Origin of the sequence: Streptomyces sp. R35, from assembly GCF_041053035.1 — a bacterium.
GTDB classification, from domain to species: domain Bacteria; phylum Actinomycetota; class Actinomycetes; order Streptomycetales; family Streptomycetaceae; genus Streptomyces; species Streptomyces lutosisoli.
In genome coordinates this window covers 10,448,571-10,467,525 of record NZ_CP163440.1, presented here as the reverse complement: position 1 = coordinate 10,467,525, position 18,955 = coordinate 10,448,571, and the positions used below count along the sequence as shown (strand labels likewise).

General features: G+C 71.2%; 19 protein-coding genes, 2 pseudogenes and 1 riboswitch. Of the genes and pseudogenes, 12 read left to right on the top strand and 9 right to left on the bottom strand.

The window, feature by feature from the left end:
• Positions 1-89: 89 nt before the first annotated feature.
• The 3 genes and pseudogenes from AB5J50_RS47070 to AB5J50_RS47060 form a co-directional block, all read left to right on the top strand.
• Positions 90-1,436: pseudogene (locus AB5J50_RS47070) on the top strand (rhodanese-like domain-containing protein); the annotation flags it as partial.
• Positions 1,434-1,787 (top strand): rhodanese-like domain-containing protein, encoded by a 354-nt coding sequence (locus AB5J50_RS47065; RefSeq protein WP_369265704.1) that lies wholly within the window; start codon positions 1,434-1,436, stop codon positions 1,785-1,787. The pseudogene AB5J50_RS47070 and the gene AB5J50_RS47065, both read left to right, overlap by 3 nt.
• Positions 1,784-2,530 (top strand): sulfite exporter TauE/SafE family protein, encoded by a 747-nt coding sequence (locus AB5J50_RS47060; RefSeq protein ID WP_327434144.1) that lies wholly within the window; start codon positions 1,784-1,786, stop codon positions 2,528-2,530. Before AB5J50_RS47065 ends, AB5J50_RS47060 begins: the two co-directional genes overlap by 4 nt.
• A 37-nt stretch (positions 2,531-2,567) precedes the next feature.
• Here AB5J50_RS47060 and AB5J50_RS47055 read toward each other — a convergent pair whose 3' ends face one another.
• Positions 2,568-2,855, bottom strand: a complete 288-nt coding sequence (locus tag AB5J50_RS47055; protein ID WP_330309446.1) for a metal-sensitive transcriptional regulator — start codon at positions 2,853-2,855, stop codon at positions 2,568-2,570.
• Between the two features lie 80 nt (positions 2,856-2,935).
• Here AB5J50_RS47055 and AB5J50_RS47050 point away from each other — a divergent pair, with 80 nt between their 5' ends.
• From AB5J50_RS47050 to AB5J50_RS47035, 4 genes are all read left to right on the top strand, one after another.
• The gene (locus AB5J50_RS47050; RefSeq protein WP_327434142.1) at positions 2,936-3,502 is read left to right on the top strand and encodes a rhodanese-like domain-containing protein; all 567 of its coding nucleotides are present in this window, start codon (positions 2,936-2,938) and stop codon (positions 3,500-3,502) included.
• Positions 3,503-3,648: 146 nt separating this feature from the next.
• Positions 3,649-5,403 carry an ABC transporter ATP-binding protein gene (locus AB5J50_RS47045; protein ID WP_369264667.1) on the top strand — a complete coding sequence of 585 codons (1,755 nt, stop codon included), beginning with the start codon at positions 3,649-3,651 and terminating at the stop codon, positions 5,401-5,403.
• Positions 5,404-5,569: 166 nt separating this feature from the next.
• Entirely contained in the window at positions 5,570-5,968 is a 399-nt protein-coding gene (locus AB5J50_RS47040) for an MFS transporter (RefSeq protein ID WP_369264666.1), read from the top strand.
• Positions 5,968-6,933: an MFS transporter gene (locus AB5J50_RS47035; RefSeq protein ID WP_369264665.1), complete on the top strand. Its 966-nt coding sequence runs from the start codon at positions 5,968-5,970 to the stop codon at positions 6,931-6,933. Before AB5J50_RS47040 ends, AB5J50_RS47035 begins: the two co-directional genes overlap by 1 nt.
• 66 nt (positions 6,934-6,999) lie before the next feature.
• Here the strand turns inward: AB5J50_RS47035 and AB5J50_RS47030 are convergent, their stop codons facing one another.
• Entirely contained in the window at positions 7,000-7,296 is a 297-nt protein-coding gene (locus AB5J50_RS47030) for a hypothetical protein (RefSeq protein WP_327434139.1), read from the bottom strand.
• Positions 7,297-7,467: 171 nt separating this feature from the next.
• On the opposite strand from AB5J50_RS47030, the gene AB5J50_RS47025 reads away from it, so the two are divergent.
• A complete protein-coding gene (locus AB5J50_RS47025; protein ID WP_369264664.1) occupies positions 7,468-7,833 on the top strand; it encodes a nuclear transport factor 2 family protein in 366 nt (121 codons plus the stop codon).
• A 24-nt stretch (positions 7,834-7,857) separates the two neighbouring features.
• Here the strand turns inward: AB5J50_RS47025 and AB5J50_RS47020 are convergent, their stop codons facing one another.
• A complete protein-coding gene (locus tag AB5J50_RS47020) occupies positions 7,858-8,430 on the bottom strand; it encodes a MarR family winged helix-turn-helix transcriptional regulator (RefSeq protein ID WP_369264663.1) in 573 nt (190 codons plus the stop codon).
• A 57-nt stretch (positions 8,431-8,487) separates the two neighbouring features.
• On the opposite strand from AB5J50_RS47020, the gene AB5J50_RS47015 reads away from it, so the two are divergent.
• Both AB5J50_RS47015 and AB5J50_RS47010 read left to right on the top strand, forming a co-directional pair.
• Positions 8,488-9,357, top strand: coding sequence for a hypothetical protein (locus AB5J50_RS47015; RefSeq protein ID WP_369264662.1), 870 nt, complete (start codon positions 8,488-8,490; stop codon positions 9,355-9,357).
• A 5-nt stretch (positions 9,358-9,362) separates the two neighbouring features.
• Positions 9,363-9,449: riboswitch (ZMP/ZTP riboswitch) on the top strand.
• 21 nt (positions 9,450-9,470) lie between these two features.
• Positions 9,471-10,319, top strand: a complete 849-nt coding sequence (locus AB5J50_RS47010; RefSeq protein WP_369264661.1) for a bifunctional 5,10-methylenetetrahydrofolate dehydrogenase/5,10-methenyltetrahydrofolate cyclohydrolase — start codon at positions 9,471-9,473, stop codon at positions 10,317-10,319.
• Between the two features lie 10 nt (positions 10,320-10,329).
• Here the strand turns inward: AB5J50_RS47010 and AB5J50_RS47005 are convergent, their stop codons facing one another.
• The 4 genes and pseudogenes from AB5J50_RS47005 to AB5J50_RS46990 form a co-directional block, all read right to left on the bottom strand.
• The gene (locus AB5J50_RS47005; RefSeq protein ID WP_369264660.1) at positions 10,330-11,304 is read right to left on the bottom strand and encodes a CU044_5270 family protein; all 975 of its coding nucleotides are present in this window, start codon (positions 11,302-11,304) and stop codon (positions 10,330-10,332) included.
• Positions 11,297-11,758, bottom strand: a complete 462-nt coding sequence (locus AB5J50_RS47000; protein ID WP_369264659.1) for an RNA polymerase sigma factor — start codon at positions 11,756-11,758, stop codon at positions 11,297-11,299. Before AB5J50_RS47000 ends, AB5J50_RS47005 begins: the two co-directional genes overlap by 8 nt.
• A gap of 137 nt (positions 11,759-11,895) precedes the next feature.
• Positions 11,896-12,138: pseudogene (locus AB5J50_RS46995) on the bottom strand (class I SAM-dependent methyltransferase); the annotation flags it as partial.
• 99 nt (positions 12,139-12,237) lie between these two features.
• Positions 12,238-13,236 (bottom strand): polyprenyl synthetase family protein, encoded by a 999-nt coding sequence (locus AB5J50_RS46990; RefSeq protein WP_369265703.1) that lies wholly within the window; start codon positions 13,234-13,236, stop codon positions 12,238-12,240.
• Positions 13,237-13,460: 224 nt separating this feature from the next.
• On the opposite strand from AB5J50_RS46990, the gene AB5J50_RS46985 reads away from it, so the two are divergent.
• Positions 13,461-14,702, top strand: coding sequence for a glycosyltransferase (locus AB5J50_RS46985; protein ID WP_369265702.1), 1,242 nt, complete (start codon positions 13,461-13,463; stop codon positions 14,700-14,702).
• Positions 14,703-14,920: 218 nt separating this feature from the next.
• Here AB5J50_RS46985 and AB5J50_RS46980 read toward each other — a convergent pair whose 3' ends face one another.
• The gene (locus tag AB5J50_RS46980) at positions 14,921-15,580 is read right to left on the bottom strand and encodes a TetR/AcrR family transcriptional regulator (protein WP_369264658.1); all 660 of its coding nucleotides are present in this window, start codon (positions 15,578-15,580) and stop codon (positions 14,921-14,923) included.
• Positions 15,581-15,768: 188 nt separating this feature from the next.
• Between AB5J50_RS46980 and AB5J50_RS46975 the strand changes: the two genes are divergently transcribed.
• Positions 15,769-17,019, top strand: coding sequence for a YncE family protein (locus tag AB5J50_RS46975; protein WP_369264657.1), 1,251 nt, complete (start codon positions 15,769-15,771; stop codon positions 17,017-17,019).
• On the opposite strand, the gene AB5J50_RS46970 is transcribed toward AB5J50_RS46975, so the two are convergent.
• Positions 17,012-18,880 (bottom strand): cellulase family glycosylhydrolase, encoded by a 1,869-nt coding sequence (locus AB5J50_RS46970; RefSeq protein WP_369264656.1) that lies wholly within the window; start codon positions 18,878-18,880, stop codon positions 17,012-17,014. The genes AB5J50_RS46975 and AB5J50_RS46970 overlap by 8 nt on opposite strands.
• Positions 18,881-18,955 lie beyond the last annotated feature (75 nt).

The following is an 18,955-nucleotide window of genomic DNA, read 5'->3' as shown; positions in this document are numbered from 1 at the left end:
GAAAATATACCCCCGGGGGTACCTCTGCTACCGTGGATATATACCCCGGGGGGTACCTTCCCGGGGTCCACGAGGAGAGGAGTGCTGCCGTGTTCTTCGTCGACACCATCGAAGTGCCGGGCCTGGGCAACCGCAGCTATCTGGCGGGCGGCCCGGAGGGCGCCGTGGCGGTCGATCCGCCGAGGGACGTCGACCGGGTGGTCGCGGCCGCGGCCCGCCGCGGCGTGCGGATCACGCACGTCGTGGAGACGCACCTCCACAACGACTACGTGAGCGGCGGCCTGGAGCTGGCCCGGCTCACCGGGGCGCTCTACCTGGTGCCGGGCGGCGCACGGGTCGCCTTCGAGCGGGTGCCGGTGGCCGACGGGGACCGTGTGGAGGTCGGCGCCGGGCTGACCCTGCGCGCGCTGGCCACGCCCGGACACACGCCGCACCACACCTCGTACGTCCTGGAGGAGGCCGGGCGCGCGGTGGCGGCGTTCACCGGCGGTTCCCTGCTCATCGGCACGGTCGGGCGGCCCGACCTGGTCGAGCCGCGGCTGACCGGGGAGCTGGCCCGCGCACAGCACGCCTCCGCGCACCGGCTCGCCGCCGAGCTGCCGGACGACACCGCGGTGCTGCCCACCCACGGCTTCGGCAGCTTCTGTTCCGCCGGGCAGGCCTCGGGTGACGCGACCACCATCGGGCAGGAGCGCGGCAGCAACGAAGCGCTGGTCAAGGACGTCGACACCTTCGTTGCCGAGCTGCTCGCCGGGCTCGACGACGTGCCCGCGTACTACGCGCACATGGGCCCCGCCAACGCCGAGGGCCCCGCCCCCGTCGACCTCACCCCGCCCGCGCTCGCGGACGCCGAGGAGATCGCCGCCCGGCTCGCCGCCGGTGAGTGGGTGGTGGATCTGCGCAACCGGGTCGCGTTCGCGTCGGGCCATGTCACCGGGTCCGTCAACTTCGAGGCGGACGGCTCGCTCGCCACCTATCTGGCCTGGCTGCTGCCGTGGGGCAAGCCGGTCACCCTGCTCGCCGAGTCACCGCGCCAACTCGCCGACGCCCAGCGGGAGCTCGTACGCGTCGGCGTCGACCGTCCCGCCGCGGCCGCCGTCGGTTCGCCCGGCGGCTGGGTGCGCGAGGGCGAACAGCCGCGCTCCTTCCCGCGCGCCACCTTCGCGGACCTCGCCGGGGCGTACTCCGGCGAGATCGTGATCCTGGACGTCCGGCGCGATTCCGAGCGCGCCGAGGGCCACATCGCGGGTTCGGTGCACCTCCCCGTCCACCAGCTGCGCGACCGGCTGGGCGAGATACCCGCCGGAACCGTCTGGGTGCACTGCGCCGGAGGCATGCGGGCCGCCATCGCCGCCTCGCTCCTCGACGCGGCCGGCCGGGATGTCGTGGCCGTGGACGACGCCTTCGCCGCCGCGGGCGAGGCCGGTCTGCCGATGGCACGGATCACTCCGGCCGAGGCCCGGGATCGCACGGGCCCCGGCACCGATGCCGTACTGCTGGACGTCCGCGAGCCGGACGAGTGGGCGGATGGGCACGCGCCGGGTTCCGTGAACGCCCCGCTGTCCGCGCTGGCCGCCGGCGCCGCGCTGCCTCCGGCCGCCCAGGACCGTCCCCTCGTCGCCGTCTGCCGCTCAGGGAAGCGTTCCCGGGAGGCCGCCGCGCTGCTCGCGGCCCGCGGCTTCGACGTGGTGGACGTCATCGGGGGGATGCGTGCCTGGGCTCAGGCGGGCCTGTCCACGGTGACCGAGCCGGGCCGGGGGCACGAACACGGCGGACCGGCCGCGTGAGTGTCCTGATCCTCGCTCTCCTCGCCGGTGGCGTGATCGGGCTGGCGCTCGGTGCGCTGGGCGGCGGCGGCAGCGTACTGGCCGTACCCGCCCTGATCTATCTGCTCGGTTTCAGCCCCGCCGCGGCCACCACCGCGAGCCTGGTCATCGTCACGGTCACGTCCGCGACCGCGCTCACCGCGCATGCCCGGGAAGGCGCCGTGCGCTGGCGCGGCGGCGCACTGTTCGCGGCGGCGGGACTGGTGCCCGCGGCTCTGGGCGGGGCCGTCGCCGGACATCTGCCGTCCGGTCTGCTGACCGCCGCCTTCGCGGTGGTCGCCGCCCTCGCGGCGGTGCGGATGCTGCGGCCTTCGGCCGCCGTGCCCGATGCGGCGCCACCGCGTCCGGGACTGATCGCCGGGACTGGCGCGGGGCTCGGCGCGGTGACCGGCGTGCTGGGGGTGGGCGGCGGCTTCCTCGCCGTACCAGCCCTGGTCGGTGTGGTGGGTCTGCGGATGCGGGCCGCCGTGGGCACGAGTCTGCTGGTCATCACCGTGAACTCACTCGCGGCGCTGGCTGCCCGTGCCGGGACCGCCGAGAGCCTCGACTGGTCGGTCGTCGCGCCGTTCGCGGGCGCCGCGATCCTCGGCGCGTGGGACGGCAGGCGTCTGGCGGCCAAGGTGTCCGGCGGCATGCTTCAGCGGATCTTCGCCTGCGTCCTGCTGGCGGTGGCCCTGTTCATGCTGATCGACGCCGTCGTATGACGTCGTCACGCCAGTGAGTCGTCAAGCCGGTGAGTTGTTACGCCAGTGACAGGAACAGCTTCTCCAGCCGGGCGCGCATCACGTCCTTGTCCTCGCCGTTCTTCATGCCGCCCTCGACGTCGGTCAGGCACTGCTGCAGACCGGTGGCGATGATCGCGAAACCCGCCCGGTCCAGCGCGCGGGAGGCGGCGGCGAGCTGGGTGATGACTTCCTCGCAGTCGCGCCCCTCCTCGATCATCTTGATCACTCCGGTGATCTGCCCCTGCGCCCGGCGCAGCCGGTTCAGCACGGACTTCAGCTCGGCAGCCGCAAGATCCAGTTCCACGAACACTCCTCTACCTATACCCCTAGGGGTATGATACTCCGCCCTTCGGGGCACCCTAGAAGATCAAGGATGACACCGACATGAAGACCCCCCTCTCCCTCGACGCCGACCAGGCCCGCACGCGCCTGCCCGAGCTGACCGTCCTGGACGTCCGCACGCCCGGCGAGTTCGCCTCCGGGCACCTGCCCGGCGCCCTCAACATCCCCCTGGACCAGCTGCACCGGGCGTTGCCCGCCCTCAAGGGGGCCACGACCGACCTGCTCGTCGTGTGCGCGTCCGGCGCCCGTTCCGACAGCGCCCGCAAGACGCTCGCCGAGCACGGCGTGACGGCCGCGACCCTCGTCGGCGGCACCAGTGCCTGGTCCGAGCGCGGACATGAGCTGCATCACCCTGCGGCCGGTACGCGCGCCACCTGGTCCATGGAGCGCCAGGTCCGCTTCACCGCGGGAAGCGTCGTCCTGGCCGGGCTGGGCCTCGGACTGCTGCACCCTGCCTGGCAGTTGCTCTCCGCGGGGATAGCGGGGGGCCTGGTCTTCTCGGCGGTCACCAACACCTGCGGCATGGCGGCGCTGCTCGCCAAGCTTCCGCACAACCGGCCCCGGCCGGCCGATCTCGACGCGACGCTGGCCACGCTCGCCGGGCGCTGACACAAGCCGCCGGGTGACGGCGAACCCCCGCTCGTCCTCTCGGCGGCCCGTGACTGGCCCACCCTGCACGGAGGTTGAGCGGTTCTCGGTCCGCGTCCGCGCCGACGTAGCCTGAGTGCTCCGCATCGACTCCCGCAAGGAGCACCGTGAGCATCACCGACGCCGAGCCCGAGGTGCCCGCGTGGCGCCTGCTGCTCGAGTACGTTCGACCGCATCGATGGGCGCTGCTCGCGGGCGCGTTGCTGGCGCTCGCGACCGGGGCGACCGGTCTGGTGCTGCCGTTGGTGGCGCGGGGGCTCATCGACGATCTGTCGCACGACCGGCCCATCGGGCGGGCGCTGCTCGGCATGGCGGCGCTGGTGGTCACCAACGCGGCGGTGGGGGCGCTGGGTTCGTATGTGCTGCGGCGCACCGCCGAGTCGGTGGTGCTCGGCGCGCGGCGCGCCCTGTCGTCGTATCTGCTGCGGCTGCGGATACCGGCCGTGGACCGCAGCGAGCCGGGTGACCTGATGGCCCGGATCACCTCCGACACGACGCTGCTGCGCGAGGTCACCACCGATTCCCTGGTGGGCCTCGGCACGGGCGGTCTCACGCTCGTGGCGACGGTGGTGATGATGGGCCTGGTCGACGTGGTGCTGCTCGGCGTCACCCTGGGCGTGATCCTGTGCGCGGGGACGGTGCTCGGGGTGATCGTGCCGCGCATCAACCGGGCGAGCAAGCAGGCCCAGGACGCCGTCGGTGTGATGGGCGCCTCGCTGGAGCGGATCCTGGGCGCGCTGCGCACGGTCAAGGCGTCCGGTGCCGAGCACCGCGAGGAGGCGACCATCCACGCGGCGGCCGAGGAGTCGTGGCGGCAGAGCGTGCGGGCCGCCAAGTGGTCGGCGGCCGCGGGCAACACGGCCGGTCTGGCGATGCAGATCGCCTTCATCACGGTGCTCGCGGTGGGGGGCGCCCGGGTCGCGACCGGCTCCATCGACGTGGGCACGCTGGTCGCCTTCCTCCTCTACGTGTTCTATCTGATGTCGCCGATCCAGCAGGTGGTCGGCGCGATCACGCAGTACCAGACCGGTGCCGCCGCGCTGGCCCGGATCCAGGAGGCGCTGCGGCTGCCCGCCGAACCGGCCGCCCTGCCCGCGCCGTTGCCCACTCCGGGCGCCGAACCCGCCGCGCTCGCCTTCGACGACGTCCGCTTCCGGTACGCCGACGATCTGCCGTACGTCCACCACGGTGTGACCTTCGCCGTGCCGGCCCGCGGCATGACCGCGTTCGTCGGCCCTTCCGGCGCGGGCAAGACCACCGTCTTCTCGCTCATCGAGCGGTTCTACGACCCGGAGGCGGGCGTCGTCACGGTCGACGGCCGCGATCTGGCGCAGTGGGATCTGCCCCAACTCCGTTCCGCCATCGGCTATGTAGAGCAGGACGCCCCCGTCCTTTCGGGTTCCCTGCGGGACAATCTGCTGCTCGGGAGTCCGGAGGCCGACGAGGCCGACCTCACGCGCGTCCTGAAGACGACCCGTCTCGACGGTCTGATCGCCCGGCTGCCGCGCGGCCTGGACACCCTGGTCGGCCACCGCGGCACCAAGCTGTCCGGCGGCGAACGCCAGCGCGTCGCCATCGCCCGCGCCCTGCTGCGCCGCCCCCGGCTGCTGCTCCTCGACGAGGCCACCTCGCAGCTCGACGCCGTCAACGAGGCCGCACTGCGCGACACGGTCGCCGATGTCGCCCGTGCGACCACGGTCCTCGTGGTCGCACACCGGCTGTCCACCGTCACCATGGCCGACCGCATCGTCGTCATGGACGCGGGCCGCGTCCGCGCCGTGGGCACCCACCGCGAGCTCGTCGCCGCTGATCCGCTCTACGCCGAACTGGCGGCCACGCAGTTCCTCGCTACCGCCGGGTAGCCACCCACCGGACATACGCCGTCGGGCCGGGGACGGACACGGATCCCAGGCCCGGACCATTGACGCCCGCGCTCCCCACCCGGACACTCAAGCCACTCAAGCCACTCACAGAGTGCATACAACTTCACTCAGCGAACGAGTCGCTCGCTTTTCCAGGGTCTTGAATATGACTTCTCCCCGTATGTCCGGTGCGCAGCACCTGTCTCCCGACCGCCCGTCGCACACCTTCCGCAGCGTCTTCCCCGTTCTGGCGCTGTGCTGGATGGCCGTCTTCTTCGACGGCATGGATGTCAACATCTACGGCGCGGTGATGCCGCACGTGCTCGACGACTCAGGGCTCGGGCTGACGCCGGCGAGCGCGGGCACGATCGGCAGCTGGACCACGTTCGGCATGCTCATCGGCGCCCTGCCCACCGGGAACATCACCGACTGGCTGGGCCGCCGCCCGATGCTGGTCGCCAGCGTGACGCTGTTCTCCGTCGGATCCGCGATCTGCGCCTCGGCCGGGGACCCCACCCTGTTCGGGGCGGCCGGTTCGTCGCCGGTCTCGGGCTCGGCGGTCTGATGCCGCTGTGCCTGGCCATGGTCATGGAATTCGCCCCGCCGCGCCGCGCGGCACTCACCACCGGCCTGCTGATGACCTCGTACCACGCGGGCGGAATGTTCGCGACGACGCTCGGGCTGACGCCGGCGCCCGCGGCGGGCTGGCGCTGGGTCTTCTGGGCGGGCGTGCTGCCCGCCGTGATCGCCGTACCGCTGCTGCTGAAGCTGCTGCCCGAGTCCCCCGGTGTGCTGCTCGCCCGCGGTGAGCGCGCGAAGGCCGACGCCGTCGCCGACCGCTACGGCCTGGTCCGCCCCACCCAGGTCGCCGCTCCGGCCGCGGGCGCCGCGGGCCGTCTCGCCGCCGTACGGGCGCTCTTCCGTCCCGAGTCCCGCTGGGCCACTCCCCTGCTCTGGCTGGCCTCCTTCTCGGGTCTGCTGCTCGTGTACGGCGTCAGCACCTGGCTGCCGCAGATGATGCGCGCCTCCGGCTACGGCCTGAGCTCCTCCGTGAGCTTCCTGCTCGTGATCAACGCCGGCGGCATCGTGGGCCTGCTGATCGCGGGCCGTACCGCCGACCGCTTCGGCGCCGTCCGTGTCTCGGCGGTCTGGTTCGTGCTCACCGCGGCGGGCGCGCTGCTGCTCAAGGCACATCTCCCGCTGGGCGTGACATACGCCGTGGTCGCGATCACGGGAGTCTGGCTCTTCAGCGCGCAGGTCATGGTCTACGCCACCGCCAACACCGTCTACCGCGAGAGTGAGCGCGCGGCCGGGCTCGGCCTGGTCACCGGGGTCGGCCGCACCGGCGCCGTCGTCGGGCCCTGGCTGATCGGCTCGCTCGCCGCGAACGGCAACCAGAGCTGGGGCTTCACCACGTTCGCCCTGGCCGGGCTGCTCGGTGCCGCGGCGATCTCGCTCGTCCCGCCGGCCCGGCGCATGAGCGGGCGCCAGCGGGCCTCCGCCGGCGCCGTCGTCACGGCCGACGCGTAGGCGACGGCGAGCCCCGGCAGAACGTCATTGTTCTGCCGGGGCTCGCCGTGCCGACCCGCGTGCCGCTTAGCTCTCAATGCCGCCAAGCAGCCCGGTGACGGGCGCGACCAGGTCGGTCACCTGGTGCAGCTCGTTCAGGTCGTTCAGCCGGTTGAGTCCAGCGAGCTGGCGGGAGGGCAGCGGGAGGTCGGCCTGGTGTTCCGCGGGAATGTCACTCATCGCCAGCGAGTCGAGCTGGGTCATCGGGTTGAGCTTCCCCGCGTCCTGGGCCTCGGAGCCCGCCGCGCTCGCCATCGGCGCGGCAAGGCCCGTGACACCGATGGCGAGACCAACGGCGGCGACCATACGTCGTGTTGAGATCATGCTTTCAGCAACGGCCCCGGGCCCCCGGCGGACACGGCCCTCCCCCGTCGCTCACCCGTCAGGCGCATCGGGCCGTTGCGCTTGCCGACCGCTCCACAGCGGAGGAGCCTCGAAGGAGAGGCCCTTCGCGGTCCACTCCTCGCTGGGCCGCGGCCTTCCAAGGAGGTCACTATGGGCACTGCGGCATTCCCCACCTTCGACACCGAAGCGCTACGCCAGGGCATCGAGGGACAGAGTGCGACAGCTCTGCTGTCGCTGTACGCGGACGACGCGGAACTACGTGTCATCGACCGCAACACCCAGCCCAGCCACCCGATGATCAAACACGGTCGCGGCGAGATCGCCGACATGCTCAACGACGTCTACAGCCGCGACATGACGCACAAGCTGGAGCAGTGCGTCATCCAGGGCGACCACGTCGCCTACACCGAGTCCTGCGAGTACCCGGACGGCGTGCGGGTACTGGCGAGTTCGATGATGGCGCTGCGCGACGGCAAGATCGTCGAACAGACGCTTGTGCAGGCATGGGACGAGTAGGAAGGACCTGGCCGAGGGTCCAGATCAGGTCCCGTCTGACCTGGACCTTTTCGGCCAGCACGGCGATGGGCCGGTCGCGTACGCACCGGACTCGGCTGACAGGACCAGTTTCCGCAGCAGGTCTGCGAGCGTCTGCTTCTCTGCTGGGCTCAGTACTGCGAGCAGCGCGTTCTCACCCTTGTCCTCCGACACCACGTGCTGCTCGAAGGCGTCGAATCCGGCGTCGGTGAGCCGTACCCGTACGCGGCGACGGTCGCTCCGCTCATGGGTGCGGGTGAGCAGTCCCGCGTCCTCCAGCGGTGCGAGCCGCGCCGACAGGGCGCCCCGGGTCAGCCCGAGCATGTCGGCGAGCTGTGACGGGCTCGCCTCGTAGGGCGGGCCGAGCCGGCGCAGCATCAGCAGCACCTTGAACTGCCAGTGCTGGAGGCCGTCCGAGTCCAGGGTGTCCCGGCGGGCCTGCGCCGTGTGCCGGGCCAGGATGGCGAGCCGGGCGATGATCGCCTCCTTGACCGGGTCCATCCAGTCGAGTTCCTTCGACCAGAGCGCGACGTGCCGGTCGACCGAGTCCGCGGTCGCCGCGTCGGACGGTTCTGTCATGCGGGCCCCCACATAGTTTTCTTGTGGATAGTTTTTCGAATTACTACTTTCCTCGCCATGACGAACACCGCAAGCACGATTCGTACGGTCGTATCGCTGGACGAACTCCTCGCCGCTGTACGTGAGTTGAGGATCGGAGGTCGCTGGGAACGCGCGGCGGACCTGCTGGACGCCACCGATGTGACCGATCCGCGAGCCCGCGCCCGACTGGCCGTGGCCGCCGCCGAAGTCGCGCTGGAGAGCGACTGGTTCGGTGGGACCGGCCTGGCGAGGGCTCGGCTCGGCGCCGCGGAGAAGGCCTTCGAGGAAGCACGCCTGGACGGCCGTTGGGACCTGGACTTCCTGTGGCTGCGCCACGACTACCTCGGTCTGCTGCACGCCGGCGGCACCTTCCGCGCCGGACCCGGCGGCAAGGACCCGGAGGCCCTCGCCGCGCTGCGGCACCTCGCCGGGATCCTGCGCGACCAGGCCCCGGACGCGGTGCGCCGCGGCTGGGCCGAGATGTATCTGGGCCTGATCGCGGACAATCTGTTCGCCGAACGGGACAGCGCGCCCGCCCACTACGAGGCCGCCCTGAGCGCGGGCGAGTCGGGGGACGACCTGCTGTCCCGCGAGGCGCTGCGCCACCTCGGCGATCACGACCACGACCACGGCGACCACGCACGGGCGCTGGAACGCTGGAACCGGGCGACCACGCTCGGCGCCCGGGCCGGAACCGTCCCCGGCACCCTCTCGATGCAGATGCTCCTGGCGGTGCTCGCCCGCGACACGGGCGACGAGGCCGGAGCCGCCGCGCTGGCCCGGGAGATCGCCCGCTGGGCGGGAGCCATCGGAGCCGTGACCACCGAGGCGCAGGCCAACGGTTTCCTGGCGGGAGAAGACCCGACGGCGCCGCCCGCCGTCCAGGCCGATCATCCGACGAGCTAGGCTGACCGGCGGGCCGTGACTGGCGCTGAGGTGGAGTACCACCGGGGAGCGGCCTGACGAACGGGTCTTTGCCGCGCGCCTGGGCGATGTGTCAGCAACGCTCAGGAGAGCCCATGTCCCAGGCCCAGCTCATGGACGGCGCCGGTCTCGCGCGCCGCATCGTCGAGGAGACCGCCAAGCGCGCGGCCGGCCTCAAGGACCGTACGGGCATGGCGCCCTGTCTGGCGACGGTACTGGTCGGTGAGGATCCCGCCTCGGTGACGTACGTCCGGATGAAGCAGAACCGCTGCCGCAAGGCCGGTATCGAGTCGCGGCACGTCGCACTGCCCGCCGGCACCACGACGGCGGAGCTGGTCGCCACGCTCACCGCCCTGTCCGCCGATCCGACCGTGCACGGCATCCTGCTCCAGCACCCGGTCGGGCCGCACATCGACGAACGCGCGGCGTTCGAGGCCATCGCGCCGGAGAAGGACGTCGACGGTGTGACGCTGAGCTCGTACTCCGCGATGAGCTTCGGCCTGCCCGGCTTCGTGTCCTGCACGCCCGGCGGCATCATGCGGCTCCTCGACGAGTACGACGTCGACCCGGCCGGCAAGCGGGCCGTCGTCGTGGGCCGCAGCGCCATCCTCGGCAAGCCGGTCGGCATGCTGCTGCTCGGGCGCGACGCGACGGTGACGTACTGCCATTCGCGTACGGCGGATCTCTCGTCGGTGGTGCGCGAGGCGGACATCGTGGTGGCCGCCGTGGGACGGCCCCGGCTGATCCGCGGCGAGGACATCAAGCCGGGAGCCGTCGTGATCGACGCGGGCTACAACGAGGGGAACGTCGGCGACGTCGACTTCGACACCGCCGTCACCCGGGCCGGGCTGATCACGCCCGTGCCGGGTGGCGTCGGCCCGATGACGATCGCGGTCCTGCTGGAGCAGACCGTGACCGGAGCCGAAGGCCAGGCAGGCGTCTGACCGTCGCGGCTCAGCGCATCCACGCCTTGTACGACATCACATCCCCTGCCTTGAGGCCCCACTCGGGATCGGCCTTGGTGACGGTGTCCTCCAGGCCGAGGACGGCACCGGTCGCCGGGTCCAGGATCAGCATCCGGCGGCCGGAGTGGGCCGTGTCGTCGTACACGTACGCCTGCCCGGTGCGGCCCAGCCGGTCGGTGACCGCTCCGGCCGGGTGCAGCCCCTTCGCGTCGGCGAGGATGCGCGCGAGTGCGGCGCTCTCACGGCTGCCGAGCGTCCAGTGGTCCAGCAACTCGGCGACGGCGTCGAGGAGTTGAGAGGTGTCCATCTCCCCGGTGGTGTCGATCTCTTCGAGGTAGGCGCGCAGCCGCTCGGCGTCGTGCGGCGGTCGTGCCTGGGGCGGGGCGTCGCTCCAACTCGGCGGGTACGTCTGCCTGCTGAGGACATGGCCGTCCTCGACGGTGCGCGGGACGGGGTCGGCGTCGGTGATGACCGGCCTGCCGGGGTGGCGTGGATCGGTCGCGACGACGAGTTCCGTGTGGCTGCCGTCGGCCTTCCAGCGCACGACGCGCTCCTCGGGAAGCGTGACCGGCGGCCGGGCCTCGGGACCTGAGGTCATGCTCAGGCTCCAGGCCTGGAAGTGGGTCCCCTGGCGCAGCCTGAGCGCGCTGTCGGATGCCGCCGCGCGGCCGGCGAGGCGGTCCAGGGGTACGGGGGTGGAGCCGGCCTCGACGACCAGCGGGCGCGGGGCGGCCACGGCGGGGATGGTGGTCGTTCCCGACACCATGAGGGTGAGGGCGGCCACGCCGGCCGCCGCCGCGGTCCCGATGCTCCAGGTCCAGCGGCGCAGCCGTCGGGGGCTCTCGCTGTGCAGCAGCTGGTTGAGGCGGCGCTCCGCGTGCTGGTCCAGCGGGCGGTCGTGGAAGCGGGGGTCGCCGGACGGCACCGGGTTGGCGCGGCGCAGCAGTTCGAGTTCGTCAGCCATGGCCGTGCTCCTTCGGGGTGTCGCGGCGGAGCGTTGCGGTGCCGGCGGCCACGGTCGTCTCCAGGCGGTCGATCTCGGCTCTGAGGCGGCGGCGGGCGCGGTGCAGCCGCATCGCCGCGGCGCGGCTCCCGCAGCCGAGGGCGACGGCGACCTCGTCGACGGCGAGCTCCTCCCAGGCCGTCAGGCGCAGTACTTCCTGGTCGGCAGGGGAGAGCCGGGCGAGGGCCTCGTGCACCCAGTCGCCCGGCGACTCGGTGTCGGGGCCCTCCACCACCTGGGTGCCGTGCGCGCTCTCGTCGTTGCCGAGCCGGTCGACGAGCCTGCGGCGGCGCCCGTAGCCGCGTACGGCGTTGGCCAGACAGTGGCGTGCCCCGTACAGCCAGGGCAGGGGGGACGGCGGGAGATCGCCTTTGACCAGCGAGGATGAGGAGCGCCGAGGCCCTCGTTCCCGCACCGGCCGGAGGCACTTCTCACGTGAGCACGCGCATCGGTTCCTGCCGACGCATGCGGGTGCCAGGTGACGGCGGAGCCGTGGTCCAGCAAGCCGGCGGCGTGCGGCCGGTGACCGTCCGCCGGACCGGCCTGGATGACGTTCCACAGGCCGGCCAGGATGCCGCCGGGTGCGAGGACCCTGGCGATCTCGGGTCCCGCGGCGGCCATGTCGAACCAGTGCAGGGCGTTGCCGGCCGGCACGGCATCGACGGAGGCGTCCGGCAGCGGTATCGCCTCGGCACTGCCCGGCAGGGCACGGACAGCCGGCAGCGAGCGGCGCAGTTCGGTCAGCATCGCCGGGTCGGGCTCGACCGCAATGACTTCGGCGCCCAGCGCGACCAGCGTGGCCGCCGCCGCGCCGAACGACGAAGCGTGAAGCAGCTGTTCATCCTGGTCGATGGGGTGACGCTATCGGTGGTGCCGGCGGTGGGCTACCCCGTCTCACCACCTCGACGACGGCCACCCGACAGCGCTACTTGCCTGAAGGAGCATTCGGGAGGACTGGTCCACGAGGTGCCGCAGCACAGGCACATAGGTTTCGTCGCCGCCCAGTTCGTCCAGGATGCGGTGAGCTTCGGCGCGGAGCTCGTCGATGTCCTTCTCGTACCGGCCAAGAACGGCAGGCGCGAGAAGGACGTCGGTGAGCTCCGCTCGGGATCGCGCGGAATTCCGCGCGGCGGCGTGCAGCCCCAGGACACGCTCCGTGGACTCGGGTGCCGCCTCCTCAAGGGCGCACGCGAGCAAATACGTGACGGTGCCGTTCAGGAGGTCTTCGTTGCGGCCGGACAGGATGTCTTCCTGGTCGTTGAATATCTGCCACAGGATGCCGAAGACATTGCCGAACTCGCGCCAGAGCTCCACTGTCCCCTTCTCCACACCCGCCAGTTCGGCGGCCATCGCCGTGACCATGCTGAAGGGTGCGCCGGATTTACCTCTGTACGCCGTGACCACCGACTCGCGCGTGGCGGCGCCCGCATCTCCGCGAAGGTCACTCAGCTGCCCTTCGGTCGCGACGATCCAACAGGTCACGATCTCGGCGGACAGAGCGCCGCGCACCGACTCGGGTATCCGCTGCGACTGAACGACGCGAAGAGGGAGGGAAATTCCGCTGATGACCGCCGCGAGCTGCGCCTCACTCTCGCTGAGGTCACCGGCGACGAACGCGCCCTGTCCGTCGGCCAGGTCGTCGAGGTAGCACGCAGAGGTCCACCACAGCTCATGGACGACAGCCAGTGGAACAGCCGGTTCGGGCGCGCCGGTCTCGACGGCGTGGACGATCAACGGGAGCACCGACAGGGGGTACTTGAACGTGCGATGCCCCAGCAGCGCGGCGACTGCCGCCCGGACCGATGTCGCCGACGGACCGAGTCGGTCGAGTGCGGATTCCGTCTCCGCCTCGATGTCCGCGGACATCTGGCGATGCAGATCCACGTACGTCATCGCCTTCACGTAGCCCCACCCCGCCGTCGAGATCAATCGGGCACCGATTCGATCATTCCGGATGGACAGGAGCCAGAGCGGTTTTCGGCCGTGGCCGGTTCCATTCCCGGAGCCGGTTCAGCGGCAGCGGCGCCGTAGATGCCGAGGGCACAGAAACAAACCGCGCGGGCCGCGGGCCACCGGCCGGGAACCCCGCCATACTGACCATCGTGCGAGTAGCGATCATGACCGCGGGATCGCGGGGCGATGTGGCGCCGTACACCGGACTCGGGCACGGCCTGGCGCGTGCCGGGCATGAGGTCACCCTGGTGACACATGGGTGCTTCGAGCCGCTGGTGGCCGGTTCGGGCGTGGGGTTTCACGCGCTGCCCGTGGATCCCCGGGCGGAGTTGGAGTCCGCGCGGGGACAGGGGCTGCACCGCAGCACCACCGGCGCCGGGAAACTCATCCGCGTCGTCGAGTTGGCGCGCGCGCTCGTCGGGCAGATGACCGACGACCTGATCGAGGCCGCCCACACAAGTGACGTACTCCTGTTGTCGAGTTCCCTGGGGCCGCTCGGGCATGCCGTCGCCGAAGGGCTGTCGCTGCCCAGCATGGGTGTCTACCTCCAGCCGCTGGCCCCCACAAGGGAGTTCGCGCCCCCGGTGACCGGGGTCCGTTCCTGGGGGCCCGCCGTGAACCGGGCGGCCGGGTACGGCGTGAACATGGCCGTCGAGCGGGTCTTCGCCGCCACCGTGCGCACGCTGCGGGCCCGGCTCGGCCTGCCACGCATCGGCCCCGGCGACGCGCGACGCGCCCGCGAGCGGCAGGGCTGGCCCGTGCACCACGGTTTCAGTCCCCTGGTGGTGCGGCGGCCCCGCGACTGGCGTCCCGGGCTCGACGTGACCGGATACTGGTGGCCGTACGACGCCGAGCACGCCCAACTCCCCTCCCCACTGCGGGACTTCCTGGACGCCGGTCCTCCCCCGGTCTTCGTGGGCCTGGGCAGCGCCACCGTGCCCGATCCCGAGCGACTGAGCAACGAGGTCGTACGCGCCCTGCGGGCGGCCGGGCTGCGCGGGGTGATCCAGCGGGGGTGGGGTGAGCTGCGCGCCAGCGGTGACGACATGTTCACCGTCGGGGAGGTGCCGCACTCCGTGCTCTTTCCCCGGATGGCCGCGGTGGTCCATCACGCGGGGGCCGGTACGACGGCGGCCGGGCTGCGTGCCGGGGTCCCGGCCGTGCCCGTGCCGATCCAGTTCGACGAGGGGTTCTGGGCCAACCGTCTGGTCTCCCTCGGGGTGTCTCCGGGGGTGGTGCCGCTGCGGGGGCTCCGGGCGGCGCGGCTGGCGTCGGCGCTCGTGCGGGTGACGGGGGAACCGTCGTATCGGCGGCGTGCCGAGGAGTTGGCGGGGCGGATTCGTACGGAGGACGGGGTGTGGCCGGTTGCCGCGGCGCTCGGCCAACTGGCGGGTCCACCGCCGTGACGGCTTCGCCCCCAGACCCCCGCTGGAAGATTGCGCAGTTCCCCGCGCCCCTTGAACGCGGGGTGGTTCGTCGGCTGCGGGGCGGTGGGGGTTGCTCGCGCAGTTCCCCGCGCCCCTAAAAAACCGCCGGCCCGCCCCGGGTGCTTTTAAGGGGCGCGGGGAACTGCGCAATCTTTTGGACCAGCCCCCACCCACCCGCACCGCACGCAACCCGCCCGTCAGCCCGCCCCACCCCACCCCGCCGGTCGCAGAATCCCCAGCAACTGCCGGACCAGCTCCTCCACCGCTTCGTCGAGCGTCGCGTCCACCCAGCCCGCGCTCCAGTCGTGCAGGAGCCCGTTGACGCTGCCGATGAAGGCGGTCGCCGCGATCCGGTAGTCGCGCGGTGCCGCTTCGCCACGTGCGGCGGCGACCGCTGCCGCGGCGCAGATGAAGTCCACCCAGCGGGCGCGGCGGGCGAGTCGCTGTTCCTCCAACCGGGGGCTCACGCCGATGATTTCGACGAAGGTGATGCGGATCCGGCGCGGATCGCTCGTCACGTTGGCGGCGTAGGCGCGGAAGATCGCGGTGGCGCGCTCGGCGAGCGGCAGCTCCTCCGCATCGGCAAGCGCCGCCAGCGCGGCCTCCTCGCCCCAGTCGTTGACCTGGAGGTGCAGGGCGGCCAGGACGTCTTCGAGAGTGCGGAACTCCTCGTAGAACTGCCGTGTCGACAGCCCCGCCGCCTCGCTCAGCGCCGCGACCGTCGTGGACCGGAAGCCCGGGCTGTCGCCGAACAGCTGGAGCGCGGCCTCCAGGAAACGACGGCGCCGCTCGGCCTGCCGCTCCTCGGCGGTCCTGCCCCCGTAACGGCCGGTCGGCTGTTTGAGCCTGCCCGCCACGCGTTCCCCCCTCGCCGTTCCGACGAACCACCGTTCGACCCTCCGACGATTTTGTCGTGTACGGACCCTTGTGGAGAGGTGGGTCCCCTCCTTACTTTCCAGTAAGTCAACTCTGAACGCGGGCGTGTTCAGATTTTCCCTTGTCATGCCCCCGCCACCCGCACTCCCCACGACGACAAGGACCCACCATGTCTGCCCTCAGGCCCAGACACCTCTGTTCCCTCACCGCAGTCCTCGCCCTCACCCTCGGTGGCACCGCCACCGCCGCCACCGCGCAGGCCTCCGCCACCGATCTGCGCGAGGTGATGTTCGTGGGCAACAACTGGGAGGGCACCGCGGACGTCATCAAGTCCACCGGTGACTTCGCGAAGGTCGGCCGGATCAACGTCATCCCGGACAAGGACGAACGGATGGCCGCGATCAACGCCGATCCGATCAAGTGGGCCTACTTCATGGCCATTCGCAACGGCGTCGGCGAGGGCCACGACCAGTTCGTCGACGACATGTACTCCACACCCGACGGCAAGTCCGTGGTCGTCTCCCGTCCGAGTTTCGCGGACGTCGTCTCGATCAACCTCGCCACCGGGGCCATCAACTGGCGTTTCCCGGTGTCCGGTTACCGCTCCGACCACATGGCCGTCTCCCCCGACGGCACCCGCGTCGCGGTCTCGGCGTCGACCGCGAACACCGTGCACGTCCTGGACATCAGCACCGGCAAGCAGCTCGGCTCCTTCGCCACCGGCGACAAGCCGCACGAGAACATCTTCACCCACGACGGCAAGTACATCTGGAACATGGCGATCGGTGACGTCAACACCGCTCTCGACGACCCGTGGCTGGACTGGACGAAGGGCGACCGGCACATCACGGTCGTCGACGCCACCACGTACAAGCAGGTCAAGGTCATCGACATGCGTGAGCGGCTGGACGCGATCGGCCTCAAGGACTTCTCCGACGCGGTCCGGCCCGCGGTCTTCTCCCCCGACGAGTCCAAGCTCTACTTCCAGGTCTCCTTCTTCAACGGCTTCCTGGAGTACGACGTCGCCTCCGACAAGATCACCCGGGTCAAGACCCTGCCGATGAACCCCGCGACCAGCACCGACCGCACCACCTGGGTCAACGACTCCCGCCACCACGGCATTTCGATGAACCCCGCCGGCACGAAGCTGTGCGTCGCGGGAACGATGGACGACTACGCGACCGTCGTCGACCGGGCGACCCTCCAGGAGGGCCCGCTCGTCACCGCCTCCAAGCCGTACTGGGCGACCGTCAGCGGTGACGGCAAGGACTGCGTCATCTCCGAGAGCGGCGCCGACCAGGTCACCGCCATCGACTTCGCCACGGGGCAGAAGACGGTGTCGGTGCCGGTCGGCGACCACCCCCAACGTGTTCGCCTCGGCCATGTGGAGGCGAACTGGGCGGGCCCGTCGGCTAGTTGACCGCAGTCGCGGCCCAGGACGCCAGTTCGGTCCGGGCCGCGCTCAGCAGGTCGGCGGACGGAGCCGTCGCCCCGTTCGTGACCAGCGCGTAGTGCAGTGTGCCCGAGCCGGGTGCGGTGAGCAGCAGCCGTCGGCTGCCGGTGCCGCCCGGCTCGGGGGCCACGGCGATCGGGGTCGTCGTCGTGTACGACGGCGGCCCGAACGACGTGCCCAGGTCGGAGACCACGGTCGTGGCCGAGGTCGGGAAGGAAGCCGGCAGATGGAGTTCCGTGGGGGCGGTGCTCCCACTGGAACGCCAGAGCAGCAGCCCGTACTGACCCGATCCCACGAGCTGGGAGACATGCGGCAGGGACGACGGAACCGGCTTCCAGGTCAGGGTGGTGGAGCCGTCCCGGGAGCGGTCCTCGTAGGTGAAGGCGACCGTGCTGCCCGCGGTGGCGCTGGGGTAGAGGCGGTCCAGCAGGCGGGCGTCCTGGCGCAGGACGGCCGTGCCCGAGTCGTCCAGGCGTACGGCCGAGAGGTCCTCGTCGTTCCAGGCGTCGCCGGTGGTCAGGACCTTGTCGGGGTTGTTGTTCATCAGCTCGTGATGGCGGCCGTTGTAGATGTCCCACTGCCACTGGGTGCCGGAGAGGACCGGGCCGGACGACGCCGGTTTCGTCCACCAGGTCGAGCCCGGCAGGCGGGAGTCGAGGGCCTGGTACATCGCCTTGACGACCGTCGGGGCCTTGTCCGAGACGGATCCGCTGAGCGGGTGGCCGAATTCGCTGACGATCGCCGTCGTGCCCGCGGCCGAGGCCCGGTCACGTACCGTCCCGAAGTCGGTGGCGTACTGGCCGTCCCCCGCCTTGCCCCACATGAGGATGCCGGAGATCGCCTTCTGGTCGTAGAAGTGGGTGTTGAACACATAGCGCGGTCCCAGCGTTCCCGCGTCCAGCAGGCCGCCCTCCTGCTTCTGTGAGTCGATGTTGGCGTTCCAGAAGAGGTTCGGTTCGGCGAAGAGGGGCTTGTCCTGCCAGCCTGCCGCGTCCATGCGGGTCCGGAACTTCACATAGAAGGGCCACAGGACGTCTCGCTCCCAGGTGCGGCTGGTCTGCCCGGAGTCGTAGGTGCCCGCGTACGGCTCGTTGAACGGGTCGAAGCCGACGACGCCCGCGAATTCGGCGGTGGTGAGGTGCTGTCTGACGTAGGCCATGGTGGCCTGGGCCGTGGTGAGGAAGGCGTCCTGGAGCGTGTACGTGTTGTGCCAGAAGTCGTACGACGCCTGTTTCACGGCCCCGTTCTGGGTGATGTTCTGGCCCCAGAAGAGGCAGATCCCGCACGATTCCTGGGGGTAATTGCCCGCGTCCACGGCCCACTTGGGGGCGCCGTCGCCGCTGTACCAGCTGCCTGTGTTGAAGAGATAGCGGGAGTATAGGTCCTGGTGGAAGTCGGGGTACACGCGGATTCCCGCGTCGAGGAAGGCGCGTATCTGATCGGTGGCCGCGGCGAGATAGGTGGTGTCGACCTGACCCCGCCCGGGTTCGGCGTGGGCCCACGAGAGCAGGAAACGCACGGAGTTGCCGCCGCCGAGGGCGCGCAGCGCGGTGGCGGACTTCTTGGCGTCGGCGACCGAGGCGAAGGGCAGTCCGCTGTTCTCCTCCAGCTTCGTTTCGCCGGAGACGTTGTAGCCGCGGAGCACGACCTCGCGGCCGAGACCGTCGGTGAAGTGGCCGTTCGCGACCGTGAGGGTGGCGGCCGCGGGTGCGTCGAACCAGAGGGAGTCGGGGAGTCCGTCCGCGGCGGCGGGCTGTGCGCCCGCCGCCGTGAGGAAGCCGGTGAGGAGTACGAGGACGCCGAGCAGACGCGCACGTAACTTCGACATGTTCACAACATGCGCCGCTGCCCCAGGGGCGTCAACACCCCTGACTCATGAGTAAGTTTCTCGTTTCACCGGCCT

Excerpts from the sequence above, each read along its gene's own strand:
- AB5J50_RS47035 (WP_369264665.1), top strand. The coding sequence starts at position 5,968 with ATGCCGCTGTGCCTGGCCATGGTCATGGAATTCGCCCCGCCGCGCCGC.
- AB5J50_RS47020 (WP_369264663.1), bottom strand. The coding sequence starts at position 8,430 with ATGACAGAACCGTCCGACGCGGCGACCGCGGACTCGGTCGACCGGCAC.
- AB5J50_RS47015 (WP_369264662.1), top strand. The coding sequence starts at position 8,488 with ATGACGAACACCGCAAGCACGATTCGTACGGTCGTATCGCTGGACGAA.
- AB5J50_RS47010 (WP_369264661.1), top strand. The coding sequence starts at position 9,471 with ATGTCCCAGGCCCAGCTCATGGACGGCGCCGGTCTCGCGCGCCGCATC.
- AB5J50_RS47005 (WP_369264660.1), bottom strand. The coding sequence starts at position 11,304 with ATGGCTGACGAACTCGAACTGCTGCGCCGCGCCAACCCGGTGCCGTCC.
- AB5J50_RS47040 (WP_369264666.1), top strand. The coding sequence starts at position 5,570 with ATGACTTCTCCCCGTATGTCCGGTGCGCAGCACCTGTCTCCCGACCGC.
- AB5J50_RS47065 (WP_369265704.1), top strand. The coding sequence starts at position 1,434 with ATGGCACGGATCACTCCGGCCGAGGCCCGGGATCGCACGGGCCCCGGC.
- AB5J50_RS47025 (WP_369264664.1), top strand. The coding sequence starts at position 7,468 with ATGGGCACTGCGGCATTCCCCACCTTCGACACCGAAGCGCTACGCCAG.
- AB5J50_RS47030 (WP_327434139.1), bottom strand. The coding sequence starts at position 7,296 with ATGATCTCAACACGACGTATGGTCGCCGCCGTTGGTCTCGCCATCGGT.
- AB5J50_RS46990 (WP_369265703.1), bottom strand. The coding sequence starts at position 13,236 with ATGACGTACGTGGATCTGCATCGCCAGATGTCCGCGGACATCGAGGCG.
- AB5J50_RS46970 (WP_369264656.1), bottom strand. The coding sequence starts at position 18,880 with ATGTCGAAGTTACGTGCGCGTCTGCTCGGCGTCCTCGTACTCCTCACC.
- AB5J50_RS46985 (WP_369265702.1), top strand. The coding sequence starts at position 13,461 with ATGACCGCGGGATCGCGGGGCGATGTGGCGCCGTACACCGGACTCGGG.
- AB5J50_RS47050 (WP_327434142.1), top strand. The coding sequence starts at position 2,936 with ATGAAGACCCCCCTCTCCCTCGACGCCGACCAGGCCCGCACGCGCCTG.
- AB5J50_RS46975 (WP_369264657.1), top strand. The coding sequence starts at position 15,769 with ATGTCTGCCCTCAGGCCCAGACACCTCTGTTCCCTCACCGCAGTCCTC.